This window comes from Nocardioides campestrisoli, from assembly GCF_013624435.2.
Taxonomy (GTDB): domain Bacteria; phylum Actinomycetota; class Actinomycetes; order Propionibacteriales; family Nocardioidaceae; genus Nocardioides; species Nocardioides campestrisoli.
In genome coordinates this window covers 3217345-3238918 of sequence record NZ_CP061768.1, presented here as the reverse complement: position 1 = coordinate 3238918, position 21574 = coordinate 3217345, and the positions used below count along the sequence as shown (strand labels likewise).

Genomic DNA, 21574 nt, shown 5'->3' with positions numbered 1-21574 from the left:
GAAGACCGATGACGATCTCGCACGAGCAGGCGGAGTGGTTCGCCAAGACCTTCGACCAGCTGGCCGACAACATCGAGAAGGCGGTGCTGGGCAAGCGCCACGTGATCCGGCTGGCCCTGACCTGCCTGCTCTCGGAAGGCCACATCCTGCTCGAGGACAACCCGGGGACCGGCAAGACGATGCTGGCCCGGGCCCTGGCCAACACCGTGCAGGGCAGTCACGCGCGGATCCAGTTCACCCCGGACCTGCTGCCCTCGGACGTCACCGGGGTGACGGTCTACGACCAGCACAAGGGGTCCTTCGACTTCCACCCGGGGCCGATCTTCCACACGATCGTGCTCGCCGACGAGATCAACCGGGCCTCGCCCAAGACGCAGTCCGCGCTGCTGGAGGTCATGGAGGAGGGGCGGGTCACCGTCGACGGGGTCGCCCACCCGGTGGGCCGTCCGTTCCTGGTGATCGCGACGCAGAACCCGATCGAGCAGGCAGGGACCTACCGGCTGCCCGAGGCCCAGCTGGACCGGTTCCTGATGAAGACCTCGGTGGGCTACCCCGACCGGCAGGCGATGGTCGAGCTGCTGGTCAACGCCCGGGTCCGCGACCGCGCCTCCCTGGTCTCCCCGGTGATCACCGCCCAGACGATCGCGCAGATGAGCGAGCTCGCCGACGAGGTCTACGTCGACCCCGCCGTGGTGGGCTACGTCGCCGAGCTGGCGGAGGAGTCGCGGCGTCAGCCGCACGTCAAGCTGGGGCTCTCGGCGCGAGGCTGCCTCGCCTTCGTCCGAGTCGCGAAGACCTGGGCCGCGGCCGACGGCCGTGACCACGTGGTCCCCGACGACATCCGCGAGCTCGCCGAGCCGGTGCTCAGCCACCGGCTCCTCCTCGATGCCGAGGCACAGTTCAGCGGCGTGACGGTGGAGACCGTGATCGGTCGGCTGCTCGACGCGGTGGCTCCTCCGACCGACCGGGTGGCCTGAGGTCTCGATGGAGGAGCTCACCAGGAGGGCACGCGAGCTGGCCTCGGTGGTCAAGCCGGTCGGCTGGACGGTGCTGGGCGTCGGCGTGGTCGCCGCGGTCCTGGCCCGGGTCACCGGCTGGCTCGAGCTCGGCGTGCTCTCGGTGGCCTGCCTGGCGCTGCTGCTGCTCGCCGCCCCGTTCCTGGTGGGCAGCACCCGGGTCCGGGTCGACCTGCGGCTGGAGCCGGAGCGTGTGGTCGCGGGCGAGTCGGTGGCCGCCGGGGTGGTGGTCACCAACGTCTCCGGGCGGCGGATGGTCTCGGCGACCCTCGAGGTGCCGGTCGGCACCACCGTGCACCGGTACGCCGTCGGCACGCTGGCCGCGGGAGCAAGCGACGAGGAGTCGTTCACGATCCGCACCGAGCGCCGCGGCGTGATCGGCGTCGGACCGGCCTTCACGCTGCGCGGCGACCCGCTGGGGCTCTTCTCCCGGGACATGGCCTGGACCCCTCGGCGCGAGGTGCTGGTCCGTCCGGCGGTGGTTCCCCTGGAGTCGCTGGGTGCGGGCATCCTGCGTGACCTCGAGGGAGTCTCGACGGACGCGGTGAGCCAGAGCGACCTGGCCTTCCACGCCCTGCGCGAGTACGTCCCCGGTGACGACCTGCGGCACGTGCACTGGCGCTCCTCGGCCAAGGTGATGGCCTCCTCGGGCCAGAGCGCGCTGCTGGTGCGTCAGTACCTGGACACCCGGCGCAGCCACGCCACGATCGTCGTCGACGACCGGCTGCGCTCCTACCACGACGAGGAGGGCTTCGAGACCGCCATGACCGTCGCCGCCTCGCTCGCGGTGCGCGCGGCGGCGGACGAGTTCGACGTCTCGTTCGTCTGCGGCGACCAGGCCTCCACCGGCGGCGAGGGACGTCGTGCCTTGGACTCGGTCTGCCGCGCCGACTTCGGCGAGGCGGGCCTGGTCGGGACCGCGCGCCGGGCGATGGGCCTGGCGCCGGCGACCAGCATCGCCTTCCTCGTCACCGGCTCCGAGGCGAGCTTCTCCGACGTCCAGCGGGCCTCGGTGGCCTTCCCGCCCGAGGTGCGACGCCTGGCGATCCTGGTCGAGCCCGCGCAGACCAGCCGGGTCTCCGACGCCGCCGGGCTGCCGGTGCTGCACCTGGCCGCTGCGCAGGACCTGGGCCCGCTGCTGCGGTGGAGCGTCCGATGAGCGCCGGCAGCCCCGTCGTCACCACCGGGACCCGGACCCGCGCCATCCGGACCCACCGGTGGCCCGACGTCGGACAGTGGGCGGACCTGGGGGTGATGGTGCTGCTGGTGGGCCTCGCGCTCTCCGGGCTGGCCGCCTCGTTCATCGGCGTGGAGTTCCTCGTCGTGGGCGTGATCGGCACGCTGCTGGGCGCGGGGTGCAGCGTGCTGGCCCGCGCCTTCGGCCTGCCGATGGTCGCCGCGGTGCTGCTGGCCGTCCTGGTCTTCTTCCTGCTCGGCGGCCCGCTCACCCTGCGCTCGCTCGGGGACACGGCGTTCCTCCCGGGGCCCGAGGTGCTGCGCACCCTGGTGGACCAGCTCCTGTTCGGCTGGAAGGACCTGCTGACCACGCTGCCACCGGTCGACGGGAGCGGGCCGCTGCTGGTGCTGCCGTGGGTCATCGGCCTGCTCGCCGGACTTCTCGGCGCCGGCGCGGTCTTCCTCGGGACCGCACGCGCCTGGGTGACCGCACTGGTGCCCGTGCTCGTGGCGACCGCGGTCCTGGTCGTCTCGATCCTGCTCGGGGTCTCCCAGCCACAGTCCCTGCTCATCCAGGGCGGGGTCTTCGCCGCCGTCGCCCTGGGCTGGCTGGCCGTCCGCGCCCGGCGGGAGAGCGCCAGCGTCCGGGTGGGCCGGCAGAGCCCGACCAGGGTGCTGGCGGGCGTGCTGCTGCTGGCGGTGGCCTCCGGCCTGGCGCTGCCCGGCGCCCGGGCTCTGATAGGGGAGGAGAGCGAGCGGCTGGTGCTGCGCGACCACGTGGAGCCACCGTTCGACATCGGGCGCTACCCCTCCCCGCTGGCCGCCTTCCGCAACTACGTGGACCTGGGCCAGCGCTCGGAGCCCACGAACGTCTTCGACAAGGAGCTGTTCTCCGTCTCGGGCCTCGAGGCCGGCGCCCGGATGCGGATCGCGACGCTCGACCACTGGGACGGAATGGTCTACGGGGCGACGAACGACCCCTTGAGCGCCGAGTCCGGGGACAGCTTCCAGCGCGTCTCGTCGGTGATCGACAACCCCGTCGAGGGGGAGAAGGTCCGGGTCAGGGTCCGGCTCGGCACCGGCTACTCGGGGGTCTGGCTGCCCACCGCCGGAGCCCTGCAGTCGATGGAGTTCGAGTCCGGCGACCCGACCGCCAAGTCCGAGAGCTTCCGCTACAACCTGGCCACCTCCACCGCGGTGGTGCCCAGCATGCTGCACCCGGGGGACGCCTACGCGTTCGACGCCGTGCTCCCCGAGGACTCGGTCGCCGCGGACTCGGGTGTCTCGCCCCTTCCGGGCGCGCTGAACGCCGACACCGGCTTCCTCGACCAGGCCCGCGACAAGTGGACCGAGAAGGCCGACACCCCGATGTCCCGGGTGTTCGCGGCTGCGGACTACCTCAAGGACAAGGGGCGCTACTCCGACGGCGTACGCCGGGCGGAGCGCGGCTACCACCCCGGGCACGGGCGCAAGCGGCTCTCCGACGAGTTCGTCAACGCCGACCCGATGGTCGGCAACGACGAGCAGTACGCCGCGGTGATGGCGCTGATGGCCAACAAGCTCGGCGTGCCCGCGCGCGTGGTGCTCGGTGCGGTGGTGCCCGAGGACGGCGTGGTCCGGGGCGAGCACGTGGAGGCCTGGGTCGAGCTCCGGGTCGAGGACGGCACCTGGCGCACGCTGCCCACCGAGCGGTTCATGTCCACCAAGCCGCCCGCCGAGCGCCAGCCCGAGACGCAGGAGCCGATGACCGGCACGGTGGTGCCGCCGCCGGCGCCGATCCCGCCGCCCTCGGCGCTGGGGGAGTCCGCGGACTCCGACCTCCGGGCGCGGATGCAGCAGGAGAAGCAGGAGGAGGAGCAGCAGGACGAGGAGGGCGGGCTGCCCGCGTGGGTGGGCACGGTGGCCACCTGGGTCGGCATCCCGCTGCTGCTGGTCGCCCTGGTCCTGGGGTCGATCCTGGGGGCGAAGCTGCTCCGGCGTCGGCGGCGTCGCACGGCGCCGGTCGTCTCCTCGCGGTTCGTGGGCGCCTGGCGTGAGCTGGTCGACCACGCCCGCGACCTGGGCCAGCCCGTCCCGGCCGGCCCGTGGGCGACCCGGCGCGAGCAGAGCCGGAAGATCTCCTCGGACCTGGCGCCGGAGCTGGCCCGTCGGGCCGACCGGTTCGTCTTCGGGCCGGCCGAGCCGGAGGCCGAGGAGGCCGAGCGGTACTGGGAGAGCGTCGAGGAGGAGCGGCGTGAGATGATGCGGGGGTTGAGTCGCGGACAGCGGCTCCGGGCCGCGCTGAGCCTCGCGAGCCTGCGCCCCGCCCGGCCGCGACGCGGCCACGGCCCCGTCTCCCGGGCCCGGGGACTGATTAGGGTTTCTCGGCAGCGCCTACTAGACTGACGTGTCGGCCCAACGTGGGCATGCTCGCTGGTCCCTCGCGGCTGCCGTGGCACCGCACCAGGTACTTCCTCGGACGTACTCGGTCATGTGCGCGGATTTGAGGCACCAGCGACTGCCGTACGAGGTCCACCCGCTCCGGCGGGAGGTTCCCGGGCCACCCGGACGGCACCCGCCGTGCGGTGCACACGCGGTAGACGACGTTTCAACAGATTGTGGAGGACATGCCGAAGAAAGAAGGCGTGATCGAGCTCGAGGGCACCATCACGGAGGCCCTGCCCAACGCTATGTTCCGGGTCGAGCTGAGCAACGGACACAAGGTGCTCGCCCACATCAGCGGAAAGATGCGTCAGCACTACATCCGCATCCTCCCCGAGGACCGGGTCGTGGTGGAGCTCTCTCCGTACGACCTCACCCGGGGTCGCATCGTCTACCGCTACAAGTAACCAGCCGATCCAGAAAGGCCCTCCGAAGTGAAGGTCAACCCCAGCGTCAAGGCGATCTGCGACAAGTGCAAGGTCATCCGTCGCCACGGCCGCGTCATGGTCATCTGCGAGAACCCGCGCCACAAGCAGCGCCAGGGCTGATGAACCGGCGGTCCGCCGCCGGTCTCGCACCAAACTGAACACACCACTCAACGTGATCGCTAGCTGGTCCCGCCCCTCGGGGCGACCAGCGAACCCACCTCCGGAGCAGCGGCCGGAGCCCGGTTGCACAGGTCCTCCTGTGCGAGGCGCCGGGACGCGACACGAACGAAACCGCAGCGAACTACCCGAAGGGAATGCCAGACAACATGGCTCGCCTCGTTGGTGTTGACCTCCCGCGCGACAAGCGCATCGAGATCGCACTCACCTACATCTACGGCATCGGCCGTACCCGCGCCCAGGAGCTGCTCGCCGCGACCGGGGTCGACCCGAACGCGCGTGTGCACACGCTGGGTGACGAGGAGCTGGTCAAGCTCCGCGATGAGATCGAAGCCAACTTCAAGATCGAGGGTGACCTCCGTCGCGAGGTCCAGGCCGACATCCGTCGCAAGATCGAGATCGGCAGCTACCAGGGTCGCCGCCACCGCATGGGCCTTCCGGTCCGCGGTCAGCGCACCAAGACCAACGCGCGTACCCGCAAGGGCCCCAAGCGCACCGTCGCCGGCAAGAAGAAGGCGAAGTGATCCGCGGCTGACGCCGCCTCGCTCGTCTGCTTCCTCGAAACTTTCGCTTACCAGTTACCTCAGGAGATATTGAATGCCTCCCAAGAGCCGCACCACCAAGGTGCGCCGCAAGGAGAAGAAGAACGTCGCTCAGGGCGAAGCCCACATCAAGAGCACGTTCAACAACACCATCGTCACGATCACCGACCCCACGGGCGCCGTGATCGCGTGGGCCTCGGCCGGCACCGTCGGCTTCAAGGGCTCGCGCAAGTCCACCCCGTTCGCGGCGCAGATGGCTGCCGAGGCTGCGGGTCGCCGTGCGCAGGAGCACGGCATGAAGAAGATCGACGTCTTCGTCAAGGGCCCGGGCTCGGGCCGCGAGACGGCGATCCGTTCGCTGGGTGCGATCGGCCTCGAGGTCGGCACCATCCAGGACGTGACGCCTGCCCCGCACAACGGCTGCCGCCCGCCCAAGCGCCGCCGCGTCTGAGCCGACCCGAGACTTTCAAGGAGACTTTGAACAATGGCCCGTTACACCGGTCCCATGACCAAGAAGTCGCGCCGTCTCGGTGTCGACCTCGTCGGTGGCGACGCAGCATTCGAGCGTCGTCCCTACCCGCCCGGCCAGCACGGCAAGGGTCGGATCAAGGAGAGCGAGTACCTCCTCCAGCTGCGTGAGAAGCAGAAGGCCCGCTTCTCGTACGGCATCCTGGAGAAGCAGTTCCACAAGTACTACGTCGAGGCCTCTCGGCGCCAGGGCAAGACCGGCGACAACCTGCTCCAGCTGCTCGAGAGCCGCCTGGACAACGTCGTCTACCGCGCCGGGTTCGCCCGCACGCGTCGTCACGCCCGCCAGCTGGTCGTCCACGGCCACTTCAAGGTGAACGGCAAGAAGGTCGACATCCCGTCCTTCCAGGTCTCCGCCCACGACGTCATCGACGTGCGGGAGAAGTCGCTGGAGATGACCCCGTTCATCGTGGCTCGCGAGACCCACGGCGAGCGCGTCGTTCCCGCCTGGCTCGAGGCCATCCCGTCGCGGATGCGCATCCTCGTGCACCAGACGCCGACCCGGGCGCAGATCGACATGCCGGTCCAGGAGCAGCTGATCGTGGAGTTCTACTCCAAGAAGTAGTAGTTGCGTCGGGGGGACTCCGGTCCCCCCGACCACCCCGTCCCGTGGTTGCGGCCGTCTTCGGCCGGGGGCACACACCTCAACTTTCGCCTCGTCACCGAAGTTCGGGCCCGTCAAATGGTGGGTGGGTCCGGAAAGGAAAGAATCCAGTGCTTATCGCCCAGCGCCCGACCCTGTCGGAAGAGACCGTTGACGAGTTCCGCTCCCGGTTCGTGATCGAGCCGCTCGAGCCCGGCTTCGGCTACACGCTCGGCAACTCGCTGCGCCGGACCCTGCTCTCCTCCATCCCGGGAGCTGCGGTCACCAGCATCAAGATCGACTCGGTGCTGCACGAGTTCTCGACCATCGAGGGCGTGACCGAGGACGTCACCGAGATGATCCTCAACCTCAAGGGTCTGGTCGTCTCCTCCGAGCACGACGAGCCCGTCACGATGTACCTGCGCAAGTCCGGTGCCGGCGACGTGACCGCGGCGGACATCACCCCGCCCGCCGGTGTCGAGGTGCACAACCCCGACCTGAAGATCGCCACGCTGTCGGACAACGGCAAGCTGGAGATGGAGCTGGTCGTCGAGCGTGGCCGCGGCTACGTCTCGGCCGTGCAGAACAAGGGCGCCGACAACGAGATCGGCCGCATGCCGGTCGACTCGATCTACAGCCCCGTGCTGAAGGTGACCTACAAGGTCGAGGCCACCCGTGTCGAGCAGCGCACCGACTTCGACAAGCTGGTCATCGACGTCGAGACCAAGCCGTCGATCCGTCCCCGCGACGCCATCGCCTCGGCGGGCAAGACCCTGGTCGAGCTCTTCGGCCTGGCGCGCGAGCTCAACGTCGAGGCCGAGGGCATCGACATCGGCCCGTCGCCGGTCGACGAGGCGCTGGCCGCCGACCTGGCTCTGCCGGTCGAGGACCTGCAGCTGACCGTCCGGTCCTACAACTGCCTCAAGCGCGAGGGCATCCACACCGTGGGTGAGCTGATCTCGCGCTCCGAGCAGGACCTGCTCGACATCCGCAACTTCGGCGCGAAGTCGATCGACGAGGTCAAGGCCAAGCTCGTCGAGATGGGCCTCTCCCTCAAGGACAGCGCTCCCGGCTTCGACCCGCACGCCGCCCTCGCCGCCTACAGCGACGACGACGACGACGCGTTCGTCGAGGACGAGCAGTACTGACACACCCCAGATCCCGGCGAACGACGCCGGGACCGACTACCCCGGTACCTGGTACGGCCGGGGAGGAATGAGTAGAAGCGATGCCCACCCCCAAGAAGGGTCGCCGTCTCGGCGGTAGCCCCGCCCACCAGCGCCTGATCCTGTCGAACCTGGCCACCGCCCTGTTCGAGCACGGCCGGATCACCACCACCGAGGCCAAGGCCCGGCTGCTGCGCCCCTACGCGGAGAAGCTGATCACCAAGGCCAAGAAGGGCGACCTGCACAACCGTCGCGAGGTGCTGAAGGTGGTGCGGGACAAGTCCGTCGTGCACACCCTGTTCGTCGACATCGCCCCCACGTTCGCGGAGCGTCCGGGCGGCTACACCCGGATCACCAAGCTCGGCCCCCGCAAGGGCGACAACGCCCCCATGGCCGTGATCGAGCTCGTCACCGAGGCGTACTCGCCCAAGGCTCCCTCGACGAAGAAGACCGAGGCCGCCGCTCCGGCTGCCCCGGCCGAGATCGTCGCCGAGGACGTCGACGGTGAGGAGGAGGTGCTCGCCGTCGAGGCGGACACCGAGACTGCCGAGGCGCAGTCGACCGACGAGGCCGAGGTCAAGGACGAGGCTGAGGTCAAGGACGAGGTCAAGGAGTAGTCACTCCGCAGACCAGCCGCGAGGCCCGCTCCCGTGAGGGGGCGGGCCTCGTCGCGTTCCCGGGGCACCTACCAGGCGTCCTCGACCAGGCGGACCGCCTCGGGGAGCGCCAGCCCTGAGGTCCGGCACAGGGCGGCGTAGTCGGCCGCGGCCTGCCGGACCTGACCCAGGTCGCGGGCGGCCCCGGAGCGGACCAGCGTGCCGGCACGTCCACGGGTCTCGACCACCCCGTCGGCCTCGAGCTCCTTGTAGACCCGGGCCACGGTGTTCACGGCCAGGCCCAGGTCGGCTGCCAAGGTGCGTACCGGTGGTAGCCGGGTGCCGGCGGGCAGACTGCCCGAGGCCACCTGCGCGGCGATCTGGGTGCGTACCTGCTCGAAGGGCGGGGTGGTGTCTTCCCGGTCGATCCGGATGAGCGGCTCGGCGTCGGTCATGGGAGGAGTATGCCGCTGGACGTGCGGCTCAGCAGCGGCGAGCATCGACCCATGACGCGGGTGCTGGTGGTGGGGGAGACCTTGGTCGACGTCGTCCGCCGGGCCGAAGAGGCGCCCGTCGAGCTGCCCGGTGGCAGTGCCGCGAACGCCGCCGTGGCGCTGGCGCGGCTCGGCGTGGAGGTGAGCCTGGCCACCGCGCTGGGGCGGGATCGCCGGGGCGCTCTTCTGCGGCAGCACCTGGACTCCGAGGGCGTCGCCTGGGCGGTGGATCCGCTGGTGCTGGACCGGACGGCGGTCGCCGAGGCCGAGATCGACGACCGAGGGACGGCGACCTACCGGTTCGACCTCGCGTGGCGGCTGTCGCCGGACGTGGCCGGGCTCGGCGACGAGGGGGCCGAGCCTCCGGACGCTCTGCTGGTCAGCTCGCTGGCGCCGGTGCTGGACCCGGGGGCGGCGCAGGTCGTGGACCTCGTGACCCGGCTCGGCGGCCGGTGCCCGGTCGTCTACGACGTGAACGCCCGCCCGGCGATCACCGGGGCTGGTCCAGGCCTGTGGGAGGCGGTCCGCACGATGGCCGCGCTCGCGGACGTGGTCAAGGCCTCGGACGAGGACCTCGGGGTGCTGCTGCCCAGCGCCGGCCCCGTGGAGGCGGCGCGGACCCTGCTCCAGGCCGGCGCGGGCGCCGTGGCGCTCACCCTGGGCGAGGACGGCTCCGCCTGGGTCGACCTGGACGGTGTCGTGGAGCTCGGGGCACCGCCCGTCGAGGTGGTCGACACCATCGGCGCCGGGGACACCTACGGGGCCGGGCTGCTCGCCGGTTTGCTGCGCGAGGGCTTGCTGCGCCCGGGGGAGCGGGGACACCGATGGCCCCGTGCCGGGCTGCTGGCGGCCCTGGACCTGGCAGGCCGGGCGGCGGCGGTCACGGTCTCGCGGGCCGGAGCCGACCCGCCGACGCTCAGCGAGGTCGAGGGCTGAGCCTGGTCGTGCCGAGGTCGGCGAGCTCGCCCGCCAGGTACCCGTCGCGCATCCCGGACCCCGAGAGCGTGCGCGGCCGGGCGAAGCCGAGCGAGGGGTACGTCGCGGTCAGCGCCTCCTCGACCTCGCGGGTCCGGTCGGCGAGCACCAGCGCGGTGGAGCGTCCGGCCTCGGAGGCGCGGCCGGTCGCCCGCTCCTCGGCCGCGCTCTCGGCCTCGGCGAGCCGCCGGGAGACCGCCATCCGGAAGCCCTCCTGCCAGGACCGGCGGAACGCCGCCTTGTGCTCCCACGGGGGCACCGGCGTGCGGGCCAGCTGCTGCCCGGCCTGGAGCAGGAGGCTGGTGAACAGCAGCTCGGCGCGAGCCAGGTCGGAGTCGTGCCCGAACAGGTGGACGGAGTGCTCGGTGGCGCCGGGTCCGCGACGGGTGCGCAGCACCGCGCGGCAGCGCAGCCGGGAGGCGACGTCGCACAGCAGGGCCGCCTTGTCCCGGGCGTACGGAGCGTCCAGCCCCACCACCCGGTCGGCCACCCGGTGGCTGCCCGGTGCGTCGGCCTCCAGCAGAGCAGCGTCGATGCCGTAGTCGGCGATCAGCTGTGCCGCCTTGGCGGTGTAGGTCTCGGCCTCCGCGGGGCTCGCTGCCGGGTCCTCGGCCTTGGCCAGCAGCTTGCGGATCTTCGCCAGCATGTGCTGCTCGGCCTGGCTGGGTGGGGAGGGCGTGATCGGCACGGGAGGACTCCGGTCGTCGGGGACAGGTCCCGTACCTTGCCAGGGGACGCCGACGTCCCGCCCATCCTCTCCACAGCGCCCTCGCGTCAGGCCACGGGCGGGGCCCAGGCCGGGTCGCGTCCGACGAAGGCCATCAGCCGTGCGGCCGGAGGTGCGTCGGGAGCCACGGGGTGGGCGGGGCCGTACTGGCCGGAGCTGCGCATCGAGTCCTCCATCAACAGCATGCCGGCGAGCATCTGGGCGCAGGTCTCCGCGTCGAGTCCGTCGTCCTGGGCAGTGGCCCGGGCCAGGTCCCAGCTGTGCATGAAGACGTCGGCGGTGTAGAAGCGGGTGATCGCGGTCCCCAGGTCCTGGGGCGGGAGTCGGGGATGGTTGAAGGGCGACGCGGCGGCGGCAGGGTCGTCCAGCAGCCCCTGCACGCCGTCGGCCTGGGCCTGCCAGGCCCCGAGCGGGTCCTGTCGGGCAGGGGGCCCGGGAGTCCACTGCCGGTCGCTGCCCCCGGCGACGAACGCGGGCAGCCAGGCCACCAGGTGCTCGACCACGTCCAGCGCGGTCCAGTCGGTGACCGGGGCGGGGCTCGACCAGTCGGCCGTGCCTCGCACCAGGTCGGTGAACCGGCCGGCCACAGCCCGGTGGCGGGCGGCCGGCTCCTCGGGGAGCGCCACGGTCAGACCTCGCCGGCGGCGAGCAGGCGATCGAGCTTGGCGTACCCCTCGTGGATGCCCACCTCCATGCCGGAGGCGAGCATCCCGTCACGGGCCTCGAAGGAGTCGCACAGCGAGAGCCCGTGGAGCCGGCTGCGGCCCTCGCCCAGGTCGGTGATGGTGAGGGTCTCCAGCGCGACCGCCTCGGGCATCGCCTCGTAGCAGAAGGTCTGGACGATCCGGTTCTCCGAGACCTCCGGGAAGGTGCCTCGGAAGGAGTACTCCTGGTCACCCTCGGTGTTGACGTAGCGGTAGGAGCCCAGGGTGCGACAGTCCCAGTGGTCGATCCGGGTGCCGAGGGCGTCCGGGCCGATCCAGCGGGCGAAGAGGTCTGGGTCGGTGTGGGCGCGCATCAGCTGCGCGGGGGTGGCCGCGAAGTCGCGCCAGATGTGGACGGCGGGCACCGTGGTGTCCGCCTCGATGGCTGCCTCGGTGTAGCGCTGCGTGCTGGTCGTGCTCATGATGCTGTCCCTTCCTCGGGGTGGGTGTCGGTGCGGTGTCCTTGCTCGTGGGCGGTCATCTGGGCCAGGACGGCATCCAGACGCTGGTAGCGCTCCTCGGCCTGTCGCCGGTAACGCTCGATCCACTTGGTCATCAGGTCGAGCACCTCCGCCTCCAGGTGGACCGGACGGCGCTGCGCCTCCCGGGTCCGGCTCACCAGCCCGGCGCCCTCGAGCACCTTGAGGTGCTTGGAGACCGCCTGCACGCTCACGTCGTACGGCGCGGCGAGCTCTCCGACCGTGGCGTCGGCGACCGCGAGGCGGGCGACCATGTCGCGCCGGGTCGGGTCGGCGAGGGCGGCGAAGACGCGTGACAGAGGATCGCTCACAAGACTCCTTCTTCAACTAATCGGTTGAATAACCACGGTAGGGCGGTACGCGTCCTCACGTCAACGGTCTGGGAAGATGGGCCCGTGCGCCTGCGGATCGACCTCGCCTACGACGGCACCGACTTCTCGGGCTGGGCCGAGCAACCCGGCCTGCGGACCGTCCAGGGGGCGCTGCAGCTGGCGCTCACCACCGCGCTCCGGGTGCCGGAGGCGCGGGTCGTGGTCGCCGGGCGGACGGACGCGGGCGTGCACGCCCGAGGGCAGGTCTGCCACGTCGACGTCGACCCCGAGAAGCTGGCGGTCGCGGCCGGCCGTATCCCGGGTCCGGTGCCGGACGCCCTGATGCGCAGGCTCAACGGCATCCTGCCCCCGGACGTGCGGGTCCACCGGGTCGCCGAGGCGCCTCCCGGGTTCGACGCCCGCTTCTCCGCGAGCTGGCGGCGGTACGCCTACCGGGTCGCAGACCGTCCTGAGCTGGTCGACCCGCTGCTGCGCCGCTCCGTGCTGGCCTGGTCGCGACCGCTGGACCTGGCGAGGATGAACGAGGCCGCGACCGCGCTGCTCGGGCTCAAGGACTTCGCGGCGTTCTGCAAGCGGCGTGAGGGCGCGACCACGGTCCGCACACTGCTCGAGCTGGAGTGGCGGCGCGACGACACCGGTGTGGCGGTGGCCCGGGTGGTCGCCGACGCGTTCTGCCACTCGATGGTGCGCGCCCTGGTGGGGTGCCTGCTCGCGGTCGGAGACGGACGGCGGCCTCCGGAGTGGGCGAGCGAGCTGCTGGTGGCCCGGGTCCGCGACTCGGCGCTCACCGTCGTGCACGCGCACGGACTGACGCTGGAGGAGGTCGGCTACCCCGACGACGACGAGCTGGCGACCCAGGCCGACCGGGCCCGGGCCAGGAGGGAGCTGGTATGAGCGACGACGAGCAGGAGCACTACTTCTCCGCCGACCCCGACGTCCCCTTCACCCGGGAGCGCTTCACCTGCGAGGTGTGGGGCCACGAGCTCGCGCTGACCAGCGGCTCCGGGGTCTTCAGCCGCGGTCACCTCGACCACGCCACGGCCGTGCTCCTGCGCGAGACCGAGCCGCCCGCGCCGGGGCAGTTCCTCGACCTGGGCTGCGGCTACGGGGTGATCGGGCTGGCGATCGCCAAGGCCGTCCCGCTGGCCCGGGTGATCGGGGTCGAGGTCAACGAGCGGGCGATCCTGCTGGCCAACGAGAACGCCCGTGCCCTCGGTGTCTCCGGCACGTTCGCGGCCTGCCGCCCCGACCAGGTGCCCACCGACTACGTCTTCGACGAGATCTGGTCCAACCCTCCGATCCGGATCGGCAAGGCGGCGCTGCACGAGCTGCTGCTGACCTGGCTGCCCCGGCTCGCTCCCGGCGGTCGGATGGTCTCGGTCGTCGGGAAGAACCTCGGCGCCGACTCGCTGCAGCGCTGGCTCGGCGAGCAGGGCTGGCCCACCACCCGGCTGGCCAGCGTCAAGGGCTTCCGGGTGCTGGAGACCCGCCGGGCGCAGTAGCCCTGCCGGCGCCGCCCCGGCTCGTGCGAGGCTTGCCCGCATGAGCGAGCGCATCGTCATCCTCGGCGCCGACGCGGCCGGCATGTCCGCGGCGCACCAGATGCTGCGCACCGCGCGCCGCACCGGGCGTGAGCTGGCGGTGACCGTGCTGGAGAAGGGCGCGCACACGTCGTACTCGGCGTGCGGCATCCCGTACTGGATGGCCGGCGACGTGGACTCCGTCGACGACCTGGTGGCCCGCGCCCCCGCCCAGCACCTCGAGGCCGGGATCGACCTGCGGATGGGGGCGGAGGCCGTCGGCGTGGACCTGGCGGCCCGCCGGGTCGAGCTGGTGGCCGGGGAGCCGGTCGGCTACGACCAGCTGGTGGTGGCCACCGGCGCCCACCCGATCGTGCCGGACTGGGCGTACGGCGCCGACGGACGGTTGGTCGGCGGGGTGGGACCGGTCAAGACGCTGGACGACGGGGAGGAGTGGCTGCGCCGGTTCTCCGCGGCCGGACCTGGGTCGCACGTGGTGGTGGTGGGCGGTGGCTACATCGGCCTCGAGGTCGCCGAGGCGGCGCTGAGGCGAGGCTTCGGGGTCACCCTGGTGACCCGCTCCCGGGTGATGAGCTCCCTGGAGCAGGAGCTGTCGGACCACGTCGCGCTGACCCTGACCCGGGCCGGGGTGGAGGTGGTGCTGGACGCCGACGTCACCGGTCTGGACGTCTCGCAGGGGCGTGCCGCCGCCGTCCGCTGGGACGGCGGCGGCCGGGAGTGCGACCTGGTGGTGCTGGCCCTCGGCGTCCTGCCGGCCACCGAGTTCCTGGCCGGCTCCGGCCTGGAGCTGGGCGAGAAGGGGGCCCTGCGCCCGGACCCGCACGGCCGGGTGGCCGACCGGGTGTGGGCCGCCGGCGACTGCTGCGAGACGTTCCGCCGGCTGGCCGCCGACCACGTGTTCCGTCCGCTCGGCACGCACGCCAACAAGATGGGACGGGTCCTGGGGGACAGGCTGGCGGGCGGCTCGCTGGCCTTCGACGGCATCCTGGAGACCGCGATCACCCGGTTCGCCGCCGGCGGCCAGTACGTCGAGGTGGCCCGGACCGGGCTCTCCCTGGACGACGCCCGAGCCGCGGACTACGACCCCGTGGCCGTGACGACCTCCGGCTCCACCGCCAGCGGCTACCTGGACGAGGCCGACCCGGTCGAGGTGTGGGTGATGGCGGACCGGGCCTCGCGCCGCCTGCTGGGCGTGCAGATCGTCGGCGGCCGGGGCGCCGGCAAGCGGATCGACACCGCGGCCGCGGTGCTGTGGGCCGAGGGCACCGTCGACGACCTGGCCTGGATGGACCTGTCCTACGCGCCGCCGTTCAGCACCGCTTGGGAAGTGCTGGGCCTCGCCGCCCGCCGGGCCGCCGAGCGGCTCTAGCGGGGACGAGGCCCAGCACCGGGTGGGAAGGTGACCTACTCGGGGATCCCGTTCTCCGGCGGGGCGTCGTCGGCCTGACCCGACTCGTCCTCCACGATCTCGGCGTCGCCGATGTCGGTGGTCAGCACCGGGGTGAGCGGCTCGGACGAGTCGCCCTTGAGGGTGACCAGCTGCATGCCCGAGATGCCCATGTGGCTGTCGGCGCTGAAGCGGAACGGAGCCAGCTGGGGACCCTCGAGCCCCTCGCCGTTCTCCTCGAGGTACTCCACCAGCCCCTCGCGGGTGAGGTCCTCACCGGCGCCCTGGAGCGCCTGCACGAACGCGTAGGCGTGGGACATGCCGTAGACCCGGTAGTTGGTCAGCTCGCCCTTCTCGCCGTGCTCGTCCCAGACCTTCTGCCACAGCTGGACCCACGGGTTGTCCGGCTCGTCGATGCCCGGGATGTACGCCGAGGTCATCACGCCGTCCAGCGCCCCCTTGCCGTCGAGCGCGCCCTCGGAGAACTCCGCGAGCAGCCCGCCGACCAGCGCCTGGTCCGAGCCGATGCTGGCCACGTACCAGTCGGGCTGGTAGCCGAGCTTCATCGAGACCAGCTGGGCCAGGGCGGTGTAGGACGGGGTGTTGAAGGAGAGCACCAGGTCGGCCTTCGCGCCCTGGAGCCCGGCGATCTGCGGGCCGACGTCGGTGTTGCCCGAGGTGTACCGCTCGACCGCGACGATCTGGTCGTCGAGGAACTGGCGCACGCCCTTCTCGGCGTCCTCGCCCATGTCGTCGTCCTGGAGGAAGAGACCGACCTTCGCGTCGGGCATGTTCTCGGCGACGTACTGACCGATGATCTTCCCCTCGGACTCGTAGTCGGGCTGCCAGCCGAAGGTCATCGGGTAGGCCTCCACGTCGTCGCCCCACATGAGCGAGCCCGAGGAGACGAAGAGGTCCGGGACGCCCTCGCTGTTGAGCTGGTCGATGACCGCGCTGTGGGTGGGGGTGCCCAGTCCGCCGACCATCGCGAAGATCTCGTCCTGCAGGAGCAGCTCGTTGGTCACCTTGCTGGTGTTGGTCGGGTTGTAGCCGTCGTCCTTGACCACGTACTCGATCTGGCGCCCGTGGACGCCGCCGTTGGCGTTGACGTAGTCGAAGTAGGCCTTGGCCCCGGTGGGGATCTCGCTGTAGCCCGGGGCCGCGACCCCGGTGAGCGGGAAGTGGCCGCCGATGGTCACGGTGTCCTCGGTGACCCCGACGTCGGAGGCGCCGCCCCCGCCGTCGGAGTCGTCGTCGTCCCGCCCGCCCGCGCCGCACGCGGTGAGGACGAGGGTCGTGACGACCAGCCCGGCCAGGCCGGCGAGCCCGCTCGGCCTCGTGTTCCTGCGTCTCATCTTGTTGCTCCCTCTCTGGTGGTGGTCGTGCTTCCGGGGGTTTCCGGCGTCGCCGGGTCCGCCGCCGGGCGAGCGCCCGAGGCCAGCGCGCGGCGGGTACGGCGTACGACGAGGGCGCGGTGCACGGTGCCGTACAGGCCGCTGGGGGCCAGCAGGATCACCAGGACCATCACCAGGCCGTAGACCAGGGGCGCCAGCTCGGCCGCGGCGATGTCGTCGAGGCCGGCGTCGGTGCCCAGCCCGGTCACCACCTGGGGCAGGAAGGTCAGCAGGGCGGCGCCGACCAGCGCCCCGGTCAGGCTGCCCAGGCCGCCGAGGACGACGGCGGCCAGCAGGGTCAGGCTCAGGGTCAGGATGAACGAGCTGGGTGCCGCCAGCCGGACCGCGATCCCGAGCACGGCACCGGCCGCGCCCGCCGCGGCGGCGCTGACCATGAACGCCGAGACCCTGGCCCGTCCCAGGTCGATGCCCGCCAGCTGGGCGGCGACCTCGTCGTCGCGCACCGCCCGCCAGCGGCGTCCGACCCGGCTGCGGGAGAGGTTGGCCAGCAGGACGAAGGTGACGATCAGGGTGGCCCAGCCCAGGAACGCCACCCAGCCGCTGGGGGTGAGGTCCTGGCCGGTGAGGAAGTACGTCGCGTCGTCGGCCCAGGTGGGGATCTCCGGCAGCACGATCCGCAGCCCCTGCTCGCCGCCCAGCGTTCCCTTGAAGTAGAGCGCGATGCCCGGGACGGCGACGGCCAGTGCCAGGGTCGCACCGGCGAGGTAGGGGCCGTGCAGCCGTGCGGCGGCCGCGCCGACCAGGGCGCCGACGACGAGGGTGACCAGGACTGCCGCGAGGATCACCAGCACCAGCGGGGTGCCGGCGTCGCGGTCGGGCAGCAGCAGCGCGGTGGTGTAGGCGCCGAACGCCATCAGCGCGCCGTGCCCGAGCGAGAGCTGCCCGTTGAGCCCGGTGAGCACCGTGAGACCGCCCGCGGCGATCCCCAGGTAGGCCATCTCGGCCAGCTGGAACCGGCGGAAGTCGCTGACGCCCTGGAGCACCAGCACGACCAGCACGAGGCCCAGGAGGGCACCGAGCAGGTGGCGCAGCAGGGTGTTCGTCTCCCGGGCAGCCTTGGCCCGGGCCAGGATCGCGCTCATCAGACCCTCCTCGCGGTTGCGGAGGAGAAGATGCCGCCCGGCCTCAGCGTCAGCACCAGCATCAGGATGAGCAGGGCCGCCAGGGCGACCAGCTGGGAGCCGACGTACCCGCTGACGAAGCTGAGCGAGAGGCCCAGCACGAGCCCGCCGACGACCGCTCCGGCGGGGCTGTCCAGCCCGCCGAGCACCGCGGCGACGAAGCCGTAGACCACCACCGAGTCCATGTAGCCGGGGTGGACCAGGCTGCCACCGGCGATCAGCAGGCCGGCCAGCGAGCCGACCAGCGAGGCCAGGGCCCAGCCCAGCGTCTTCATCCGGCCGACCCGCACCCCCAGGAGGCGGGCGACCTCGGGGTTGAAGGCCGCGGCCCGCATCCGCAGCCCGACGTCGGTGAAGCGGAAGAGCGCCACCAGCATCGCCATCACCACCAGCACGGCGACGATGGTGAAGACCCCGAAGCCGGTCAGGGCGATGGTGCGGTCGCCGACCTCGAACCCGCGGATCCCGAACGGGGCGGGGAACGAGCGGTAGGCGTTGCCGAAGACCACCGCGGCCAGGGAGTGGAGCACGATGAAGAGCCCCAGGGTGAGGATCACCGCATTGATCTCGGCCTTGCCGTCGACGTGGCGCACCACCAGGCGCTCCAGCAGCGCGCCGATCAGCAGGCCGGAGGCGAGTGCGGCGGCGAAGCCGAGCCAGTAGGAGTAGCCCGCGTCGATCACCACCAGGGCGATGAACGTAGTCACCATGGCCATCGGCGCCTGGGCGAAGTTGACCACCCGGGTGGAGCGCCAGATGAGCACCAGGGCCAGGGCGAAGGCCGCGTAGACCATGCCCAGGGTGAGGCCGCCCAGGGCGGTGTTGAGGAGCTGTTGCACGGTGGCGAGGTCTCCTGTTCGAAGATCGGGGGTGGAAGGTCTGGGTCAGAAGCCGAGGTAGGCGTGGCGGAGCTGGTCGTCGGCGGCCAGCACGTCGGCGTCCGCGTCGGCCACCACCCGGCCGAGGTCGAGCACGACGCCGTGGTCGGCCACCGAGAGGGCGCTGCGGGCGTTCTGCTCGACCAGCAGCACGGTCAGTCCCTGCTCGGCGACCAGGTCGCGCAGCAGGGCGAAGATCTGCGCGACGATCCGGGGAGCCAGTCCCAGCGAGGGCTCGTCGAGCAGCAGCAGCTCCGGACGGGCCATCAGCGCCCGGCCGATCACCAGCATCTGCCGCTCGCCGCCGGACAGGGTGCCGGCCTGTTGGTTGCGCCGGTCTCCCAGCACGCCGAAGAGGTCGTAGACGACCGACAGGTCGGCGTCGGTGACCCGCCCGCGCTCACCGGCGCGGCCCAGCCCGCCCAGGCGCAGGTTCTCCTCGACGCTGAGCTCGGTGATCACCCCGCGCCCCTCGGGCACGTGCGCCATGCCGCGGGCGGTCATCTCCTCGGCCGCCACGGAGTCCAGCGGCTGTCCGGCCAGGGTGATGGTGCCGCTGCGGGCGCGGTGCAGGCCCGAGAGCGTGCGCAGCAGCGTGGTCTTGCCGGCGCCGTTCGCGCCCAGGACGGCGGTGATCTCCCCGCGGCCGGCGGTGAACGAGACGTCGTGCAGGGCGGTCACCGGCCCGTAGGAGACGGTGAGCGAGTCGACGGCGAGCATCAGACCACCTCTCCCAGGTAGGCCGCGAGCACGGCAGGGTCGTTGCGGACGTCGTCGGGAGAGCCGGAGGCGATGCAGCGGCCGAAGTCGAGCACGGTGATCTCGTCGCAGACGCGCATCACCAGGTCCATGTGGTGCTCGACCAACAGCACCGACATCCGGTCGGTGAGCCCGGTGATCAGCTCGCCCAGCTCGTCCATCTCGTCGGCGGAGAGCCCGCTGGCCGGCTCGTCCAGCAGCAGGAGCTCGGGCTCCGCGACCAGGGCCCGGGCCAGGGCGACCCGCTTGCGCACCGGGTAGGGGAGGCTGCCGGGGTAGAGGCCGGCGACGTGGGCGATGCCCAGGGAGTCGAGCGTCGCCATCGCCCGCTCCTTGAGATCCCGCTCCTCGCGCCAGGAGCGCGGCAGCGCCAGCAGTGCGGAGAGGAACCCGGCGCGGGCGTGCCGGTCGGCGCCGGTGACCACGTTGTCGAGCACCGTCACCCGGTCGAACAGCCCGAGACCCTGCAGGGTGCGGGAGATGCCGAGGCCGGCGAGCTGGTGGGGGCGGAGCCGGTCGAGCTGCTCGCCCTTGCGATGCATCGTCCCCTCGTCGGGCACCACGAACCCGCAGGCCACGTTGAACAGCGTGGTCTTGCCGGCGCCGTTGGGGCCGATCACCCCGTGCACGGTGCCGGGGGTGACGGACAGCGAGACGTCGGAGAGCGCGACGAGCCCTCCGAAGCGGACGGTGACGTGGGCCAGCTCGAGGTCGGCGCTCACGGGGCCTCCTGTGACCGGCGCCGTGGCCGGTTGGGCAATGTGACCTGGCCCACTTTGGTGTGCCAGTACACCGGGGTCATTGGGCGGACTGCCCAAAACTGCTTGGTCCAGTGGACCCAAGTTGCCCGTGGGTCTGGTCAGGATTGTGCGCGGAGTGCGACGGTGCTGACATGCCTGTCACGTCTGTCACCCCCGCCCAACAGGCGCTGCATGCCGCCTGGGCGCTCTTGCTGGACCAGTCGGACGTGATCGCCGACAGCATCACCCTGACGCTCTTCGAGCGCGACCAGGACCTGTGGGAGCGGATCGGCCCGGAGTTCCGCGCCGACGTCCGGGCGAGCACCCGACAGCACATCCGGCGTGGGCTGCGGATCCTCTCCGCCTCTCCCGACCTGCGCGCCGAGGCGTCGGGCCAGCAGGAGAACGCCGTCGAGCTGTGGCGCGACACCGGCCGGCGCCGGGCCCGCCAGGGCGTCCCGCTCGAGCTGGTGCTCAACGCCTACACGCTGGGGGCGCGGATCCTGTGGGAGGCGCTGGTGAGCCGGGTCGCGGCCGACCCGTCGATCGAGGTCGACGACCAGGTGCTGCTCATGGCCGCGCGCACGGTGTGGACCAACCTCGACGTCCAGAACGCGGTGCTCATCGACGCCTACCGCCGCGAGAGCGCCCGCATCCAGCGCCAGGACCTCCAGCGCGAGCAGAGCCTGCTCGACGGGCTGATCGAGGGCCGGGGTGCCGACCCGCTCTTCGCCGAGGAGGCCCGCACCGCCCTGGAGATCGAGCCGGACGACGAGGTCGCCTGCGTGGTCGCCATCCATGACGGCGCCGACGCCAGCGACAGCCTGGCGCCGGTCGAGGACCGGCTGGACCGGATGGGTATCGCCGCCCGCTGGCACGTGCGCTCCGGGGTCTACTACGGGCTGCTGTCGGGGCGGGTGCCGGGGGAGAGCGGACTGGTCGACCTCTTCGCCGCGCACGCCCCGGGACGCATGGGGATCGCGCTCAGCAACGACGGGATCGCCGGCTTCGCGACCGCGTTCCAGCTCGCGCACCGGGCCGCGGAGACGGTGCCCCGCGGCGTACGGCGGGTGGTCTCGGTCTCCGACCGGCTGCCCGAGGTGCTGCTGGCCGGCAGTCCCCAGGTGGCACCCCGGCTGTTGTCGGAGACGCTCGGGCCGATCCTCGCGCTGCCCAAGGCGCAGTCGCAGACCCTGCTGGACACCCTCAGCGCCCTGCTGCACCACGACGGGTCGCCCACGCACGCGGCGAGCGACCTCTACTGCCACCGCAACACGGTGATCTACCGGATGAAGCAGATCGAGCAGCTCACCTCACGGTCGCTGACCGACCCTCGGGACAAGATGCTGCTGGGACTGGCCCTGATGGCCAGCGGGCGCGCCTGACGGC

General features: G+C 71.9%; 25 protein-coding genes. 15 read left to right on the top strand and 10 right to left on the bottom strand.

The genetic code is table 11. The features are described 5' to 3' along the window. Positions 1 to 8: 8 nt before the first annotated feature. The 10 genes from H8838_RS15175 (at position 9) to rplQ (ending at position 8654) form a co-directional block, all read left to right on the top strand. Positions 9 to 977: an AAA family ATPase gene (locus H8838_RS15175; RefSeq protein ID WP_181312650.1), complete on the top strand. Its 969-nt coding sequence runs from the start codon at positions 9 to 11 to the stop codon at positions 975 to 977. A gap of 7 nt (positions 978 to 984) precedes the next feature. After that, on the top strand, positions 985 to 2175 hold the full coding sequence (locus H8838_RS15170; RefSeq protein WP_185994693.1) for a DUF58 domain-containing protein: 1191 nt from the start codon (positions 985 to 987) through the stop codon (positions 2173 to 2175). Further along, positions 2172 to 4577, top strand: a complete 2406-nt coding sequence (locus H8838_RS15165) for a transglutaminase-like domain-containing protein (protein ID WP_185994694.1) — start codon at positions 2172 to 2174, stop codon at positions 4575 to 4577. The genes H8838_RS15170 and H8838_RS15165 overlap by 4 nt, the downstream gene beginning before the upstream one ends. A 221-nt stretch (positions 4578 to 4798) precedes the next feature. Continuing rightward, entirely contained in the window at positions 4799 to 5020 is a 222-nt protein-coding gene (gene infA / locus H8838_RS15160; RefSeq protein WP_026145687.1) for a translation initiation factor IF-1, read from the top strand. 27 nt (positions 5021 to 5047) lie between these two features. Further along, positions 5048 to 5161 (top strand): 50S ribosomal protein L36, encoded by a 114-nt coding sequence (gene rpmJ, locus H8838_RS15155; RefSeq protein ID WP_038272979.1) that lies wholly within the window; start codon positions 5048 to 5050, stop codon positions 5159 to 5161. A gap of 206 nt (positions 5162 to 5367) precedes the next feature. Continuing rightward, complete coding sequence (rpsM, locus tag H8838_RS15150) at positions 5368 to 5742, top strand: 30S ribosomal protein S13 (protein ID WP_181312653.1); 375 nt, start codon at positions 5368 to 5370, stop codon at positions 5740 to 5742. Positions 5743 to 5815: 73 nt separating this feature from the next. Next, entirely contained in the window at positions 5816 to 6211 is a 396-nt protein-coding gene (gene rpsK / locus H8838_RS15145) for a 30S ribosomal protein S11 (protein WP_181312654.1), read from the top strand. A gap of 33 nt (positions 6212 to 6244) precedes the next feature. Continuing rightward, positions 6245 to 6853, top strand: a complete 609-nt coding sequence (gene rpsD / locus H8838_RS15140; RefSeq protein WP_181312655.1) for a 30S ribosomal protein S4 — start codon at positions 6245 to 6247, stop codon at positions 6851 to 6853. Between the two features lie 149 nt (positions 6854 to 7002). Beyond that, entirely contained in the window at positions 7003 to 8019 is a 1017-nt protein-coding gene (locus H8838_RS15135) for a DNA-directed RNA polymerase subunit alpha (RefSeq protein WP_181312656.1), read from the top strand. An 80-nt stretch (positions 8020 to 8099) separates the two neighbouring features. Further along, positions 8100 to 8654, top strand: a complete 555-nt coding sequence (rplQ, locus tag H8838_RS15130; protein WP_185994695.1) for a 50S ribosomal protein L17 — start codon at positions 8100 to 8102, stop codon at positions 8652 to 8654. 68 nt (positions 8655 to 8722) lie between these two features. Here rplQ and H8838_RS15125 read toward each other — a convergent pair whose 3' ends face one another. Next, positions 8723 to 9088 (bottom strand): GntR family transcriptional regulator, encoded by a 366-nt coding sequence (locus tag H8838_RS15125; protein WP_185994696.1) that lies wholly within the window; start codon positions 9086 to 9088, stop codon positions 8723 to 8725. Between the two features lie 51 nt (positions 9089 to 9139). On the opposite strand from H8838_RS15125, the gene H8838_RS15120 reads away from it, so the two are divergent. Beyond that, the gene (locus tag H8838_RS15120) at positions 9140 to 10063 is read left to right on the top strand and encodes a carbohydrate kinase family protein (protein WP_224766163.1); all 924 of its coding nucleotides are present in this window, start codon (positions 9140 to 9142) and stop codon (positions 10061 to 10063) included. On the opposite strand, the gene H8838_RS15115 is transcribed toward H8838_RS15120, so the two are convergent. From H8838_RS15115 to H8838_RS15100, 4 genes are all read right to left on the bottom strand, one after another. Further along, complete coding sequence (locus H8838_RS15115) at positions 10044 to 10790, bottom strand: DUF2786 domain-containing protein (RefSeq protein ID WP_219924445.1); 747 nt, start codon at positions 10788 to 10790, stop codon at positions 10044 to 10046. The two genes, H8838_RS15120 and H8838_RS15115, sit on opposite strands and share 20 nt — an antisense overlap. A gap of 86 nt (positions 10791 to 10876) precedes the next feature. Continuing rightward, positions 10877 to 11455, bottom strand: a complete 579-nt coding sequence (locus H8838_RS15110; protein ID WP_185994697.1) for a TIGR03086 family metal-binding protein — start codon at positions 11453 to 11455, stop codon at positions 10877 to 10879. A gap of 2 nt (positions 11456 to 11457) precedes the next feature. Beyond that, on the bottom strand, positions 11458 to 11955 hold the full coding sequence (locus tag H8838_RS15105; protein ID WP_181312660.1) for an SRPBCC family protein: 498 nt from the start codon (positions 11953 to 11955) through the stop codon (positions 11458 to 11460). Next, positions 11952 to 12323, bottom strand: a complete 372-nt coding sequence (locus tag H8838_RS15100) for an ArsR/SmtB family transcription factor (protein WP_181312661.1) — start codon at positions 12321 to 12323, stop codon at positions 11952 to 11954. Before H8838_RS15100 ends, H8838_RS15105 begins: the two co-directional genes overlap by 4 nt. Positions 12324 to 12407: 84 nt before the next feature. Between H8838_RS15100 and truA the strand changes: the two genes are divergently transcribed. Genes truA through H8838_RS15085 form a run of 3 tightly spaced genes read left to right on the top strand, consistent with a single transcriptional unit; the run spans position 12408 to position 15254 of the window. After that, complete coding sequence (truA, locus tag H8838_RS15095) at positions 12408 to 13238, top strand: tRNA pseudouridine(38-40) synthase TruA (protein WP_181312662.1); 831 nt, start codon at positions 12408 to 12410, stop codon at positions 13236 to 13238. After that, positions 13235 to 13846 (top strand): class I SAM-dependent methyltransferase, encoded by a 612-nt coding sequence (locus H8838_RS15090; protein ID WP_181312663.1) that lies wholly within the window; start codon positions 13235 to 13237, stop codon positions 13844 to 13846. Before truA ends, H8838_RS15090 begins: the two co-directional genes overlap by 4 nt. A gap of 40 nt (positions 13847 to 13886) precedes the next feature. Beyond that, positions 13887 to 15254, top strand: a complete 1368-nt coding sequence (locus tag H8838_RS15085; RefSeq protein WP_185994698.1) for an FAD-dependent oxidoreductase — start codon at positions 13887 to 13889, stop codon at positions 15252 to 15254. A 35-nt stretch (positions 15255 to 15289) separates the two neighbouring features. Here the strand turns inward: H8838_RS15085 and H8838_RS15080 are convergent, their stop codons facing one another. The 5 genes from H8838_RS15080 to H8838_RS15060 are packed head-to-tail and all read right to left on the bottom strand — an operon-like array spanning position 15290 to position 20167. Continuing rightward, the gene (locus H8838_RS15080) at positions 15290 to 16627 is read right to left on the bottom strand and encodes an ABC transporter substrate-binding protein (protein ID WP_181312665.1); all 1338 of its coding nucleotides are present in this window, start codon (positions 16625 to 16627) and stop codon (positions 15290 to 15292) included. Next, positions 16624 to 17769, bottom strand: a complete 1146-nt coding sequence (locus H8838_RS15075) for a branched-chain amino acid ABC transporter permease (RefSeq protein WP_185994699.1) — start codon at positions 17767 to 17769, stop codon at positions 16624 to 16626. Before H8838_RS15075 ends, H8838_RS15080 begins: the two co-directional genes overlap by 4 nt. Next, positions 17769 to 18647 carry a branched-chain amino acid ABC transporter permease gene (locus H8838_RS15070; RefSeq protein ID WP_181312667.1) on the bottom strand — a complete coding sequence of 293 codons (879 nt, stop codon included), beginning with the start codon at positions 18645 to 18647 and terminating at the stop codon, positions 17769 to 17771. The genes H8838_RS15075 and H8838_RS15070 overlap by 1 nt, the downstream gene beginning before the upstream one ends. Positions 18648 to 18692: 45 nt before the next feature. Then, positions 18693 to 19406: an ABC transporter ATP-binding protein gene (locus tag H8838_RS15065; RefSeq protein ID WP_181312668.1), complete on the bottom strand. Its 714-nt coding sequence runs from the start codon at positions 19404 to 19406 to the stop codon at positions 18693 to 18695. Continuing rightward, on the bottom strand, positions 19406 to 20167 hold the full coding sequence (locus H8838_RS15060; protein WP_224766162.1) for an ABC transporter ATP-binding protein: 762 nt from the start codon (positions 20165 to 20167) through the stop codon (positions 19406 to 19408). Before H8838_RS15060 ends, H8838_RS15065 begins: the two co-directional genes overlap by 1 nt. Before the next feature lie 170 nt (positions 20168 to 20337). On the opposite strand from H8838_RS15060, the gene H8838_RS15055 reads away from it, so the two are divergent. Then, positions 20338 to 21570, top strand: coding sequence for a PucR family transcriptional regulator (locus H8838_RS15055; protein WP_181312669.1), 1233 nt, complete (start codon positions 20338 to 20340; stop codon positions 21568 to 21570). Positions 21571 to 21574: the final 4 nt, after the last annotated feature.

Coding starts and splice junctions, on each gene's coding strand:
- H8838_RS15175 (WP_181312650.1), top strand. CDS start 9: ATGACGATCTCGCACGAGCAGGCGGAGTGGTTCGCCAAGACCTTCGAC.
- H8838_RS15170 (WP_185994693.1), top strand. CDS start 985: ATGGAGGAGCTCACCAGGAGGGCACGCGAGCTGGCCTCGGTGGTCAAG.
- H8838_RS15165 (WP_185994694.1), top strand. CDS start 2,172: ATGAGCGCCGGCAGCCCCGTCGTCACCACCGGGACCCGGACCCGCGCC.
- infA (WP_026145687.1), top strand. CDS start 4,799: ATGCCGAAGAAAGAAGGCGTGATCGAGCTCGAGGGCACCATCACGGAG.
- rpsM (WP_181312653.1), top strand. CDS start 5,368: ATGGCTCGCCTCGTTGGTGTTGACCTCCCGCGCGACAAGCGCATCGAG.
- rpsK (WP_181312654.1), top strand. CDS start 5,816: ATGCCTCCCAAGAGCCGCACCACCAAGGTGCGCCGCAAGGAGAAGAAG.
- rpsD (WP_181312655.1), top strand. CDS start 6,245: ATGGCCCGTTACACCGGTCCCATGACCAAGAAGTCGCGCCGTCTCGGT.
- rplQ (WP_185994695.1), top strand. CDS start 8,100: ATGCCCACCCCCAAGAAGGGTCGCCGTCTCGGCGGTAGCCCCGCCCAC.
- H8838_RS15125 (WP_185994696.1), bottom strand. CDS start 9,088: ATGACCGACGCCGAGCCGCTCATCCGGATCGACCGGGAAGACACCACC.
- H8838_RS15120 (WP_224766163.1), top strand. CDS start 9,140: ATGACGCGGGTGCTGGTGGTGGGGGAGACCTTGGTCGACGTCGTCCGC.
- H8838_RS15105 (WP_181312660.1), bottom strand. CDS start 11,955: ATGAGCACGACCAGCACGCAGCGCTACACCGAGGCAGCCATCGAGGCG.
- H8838_RS15090 (WP_181312663.1), top strand. CDS start 13,235: ATGAGCGACGACGAGCAGGAGCACTACTTCTCCGCCGACCCCGACGTC.
- H8838_RS15085 (WP_185994698.1), top strand. CDS start 13,887: ATGAGCGAGCGCATCGTCATCCTCGGCGCCGACGCGGCCGGCATGTCC.
- H8838_RS15080 (WP_181312665.1), bottom strand. CDS start 16,627: ATGAGACGCAGGAACACGAGGCCGAGCGGGCTCGCCGGCCTGGCCGGG.
- H8838_RS15075 (WP_185994699.1), bottom strand. CDS start 17,769: ATGAGCGCGATCCTGGCCCGGGCCAAGGCTGCCCGGGAGACGAACACC.
- H8838_RS15065 (WP_181312668.1), bottom strand. CDS start 19,406: ATGCTCGCCGTCGACTCGCTCACCGTCTCCTACGGGCCGGTGACCGCC.
- H8838_RS15055 (WP_181312669.1), top strand. CDS start 20,338: ATGCCTGTCACGTCTGTCACCCCCGCCCAACAGGCGCTGCATGCCGCC.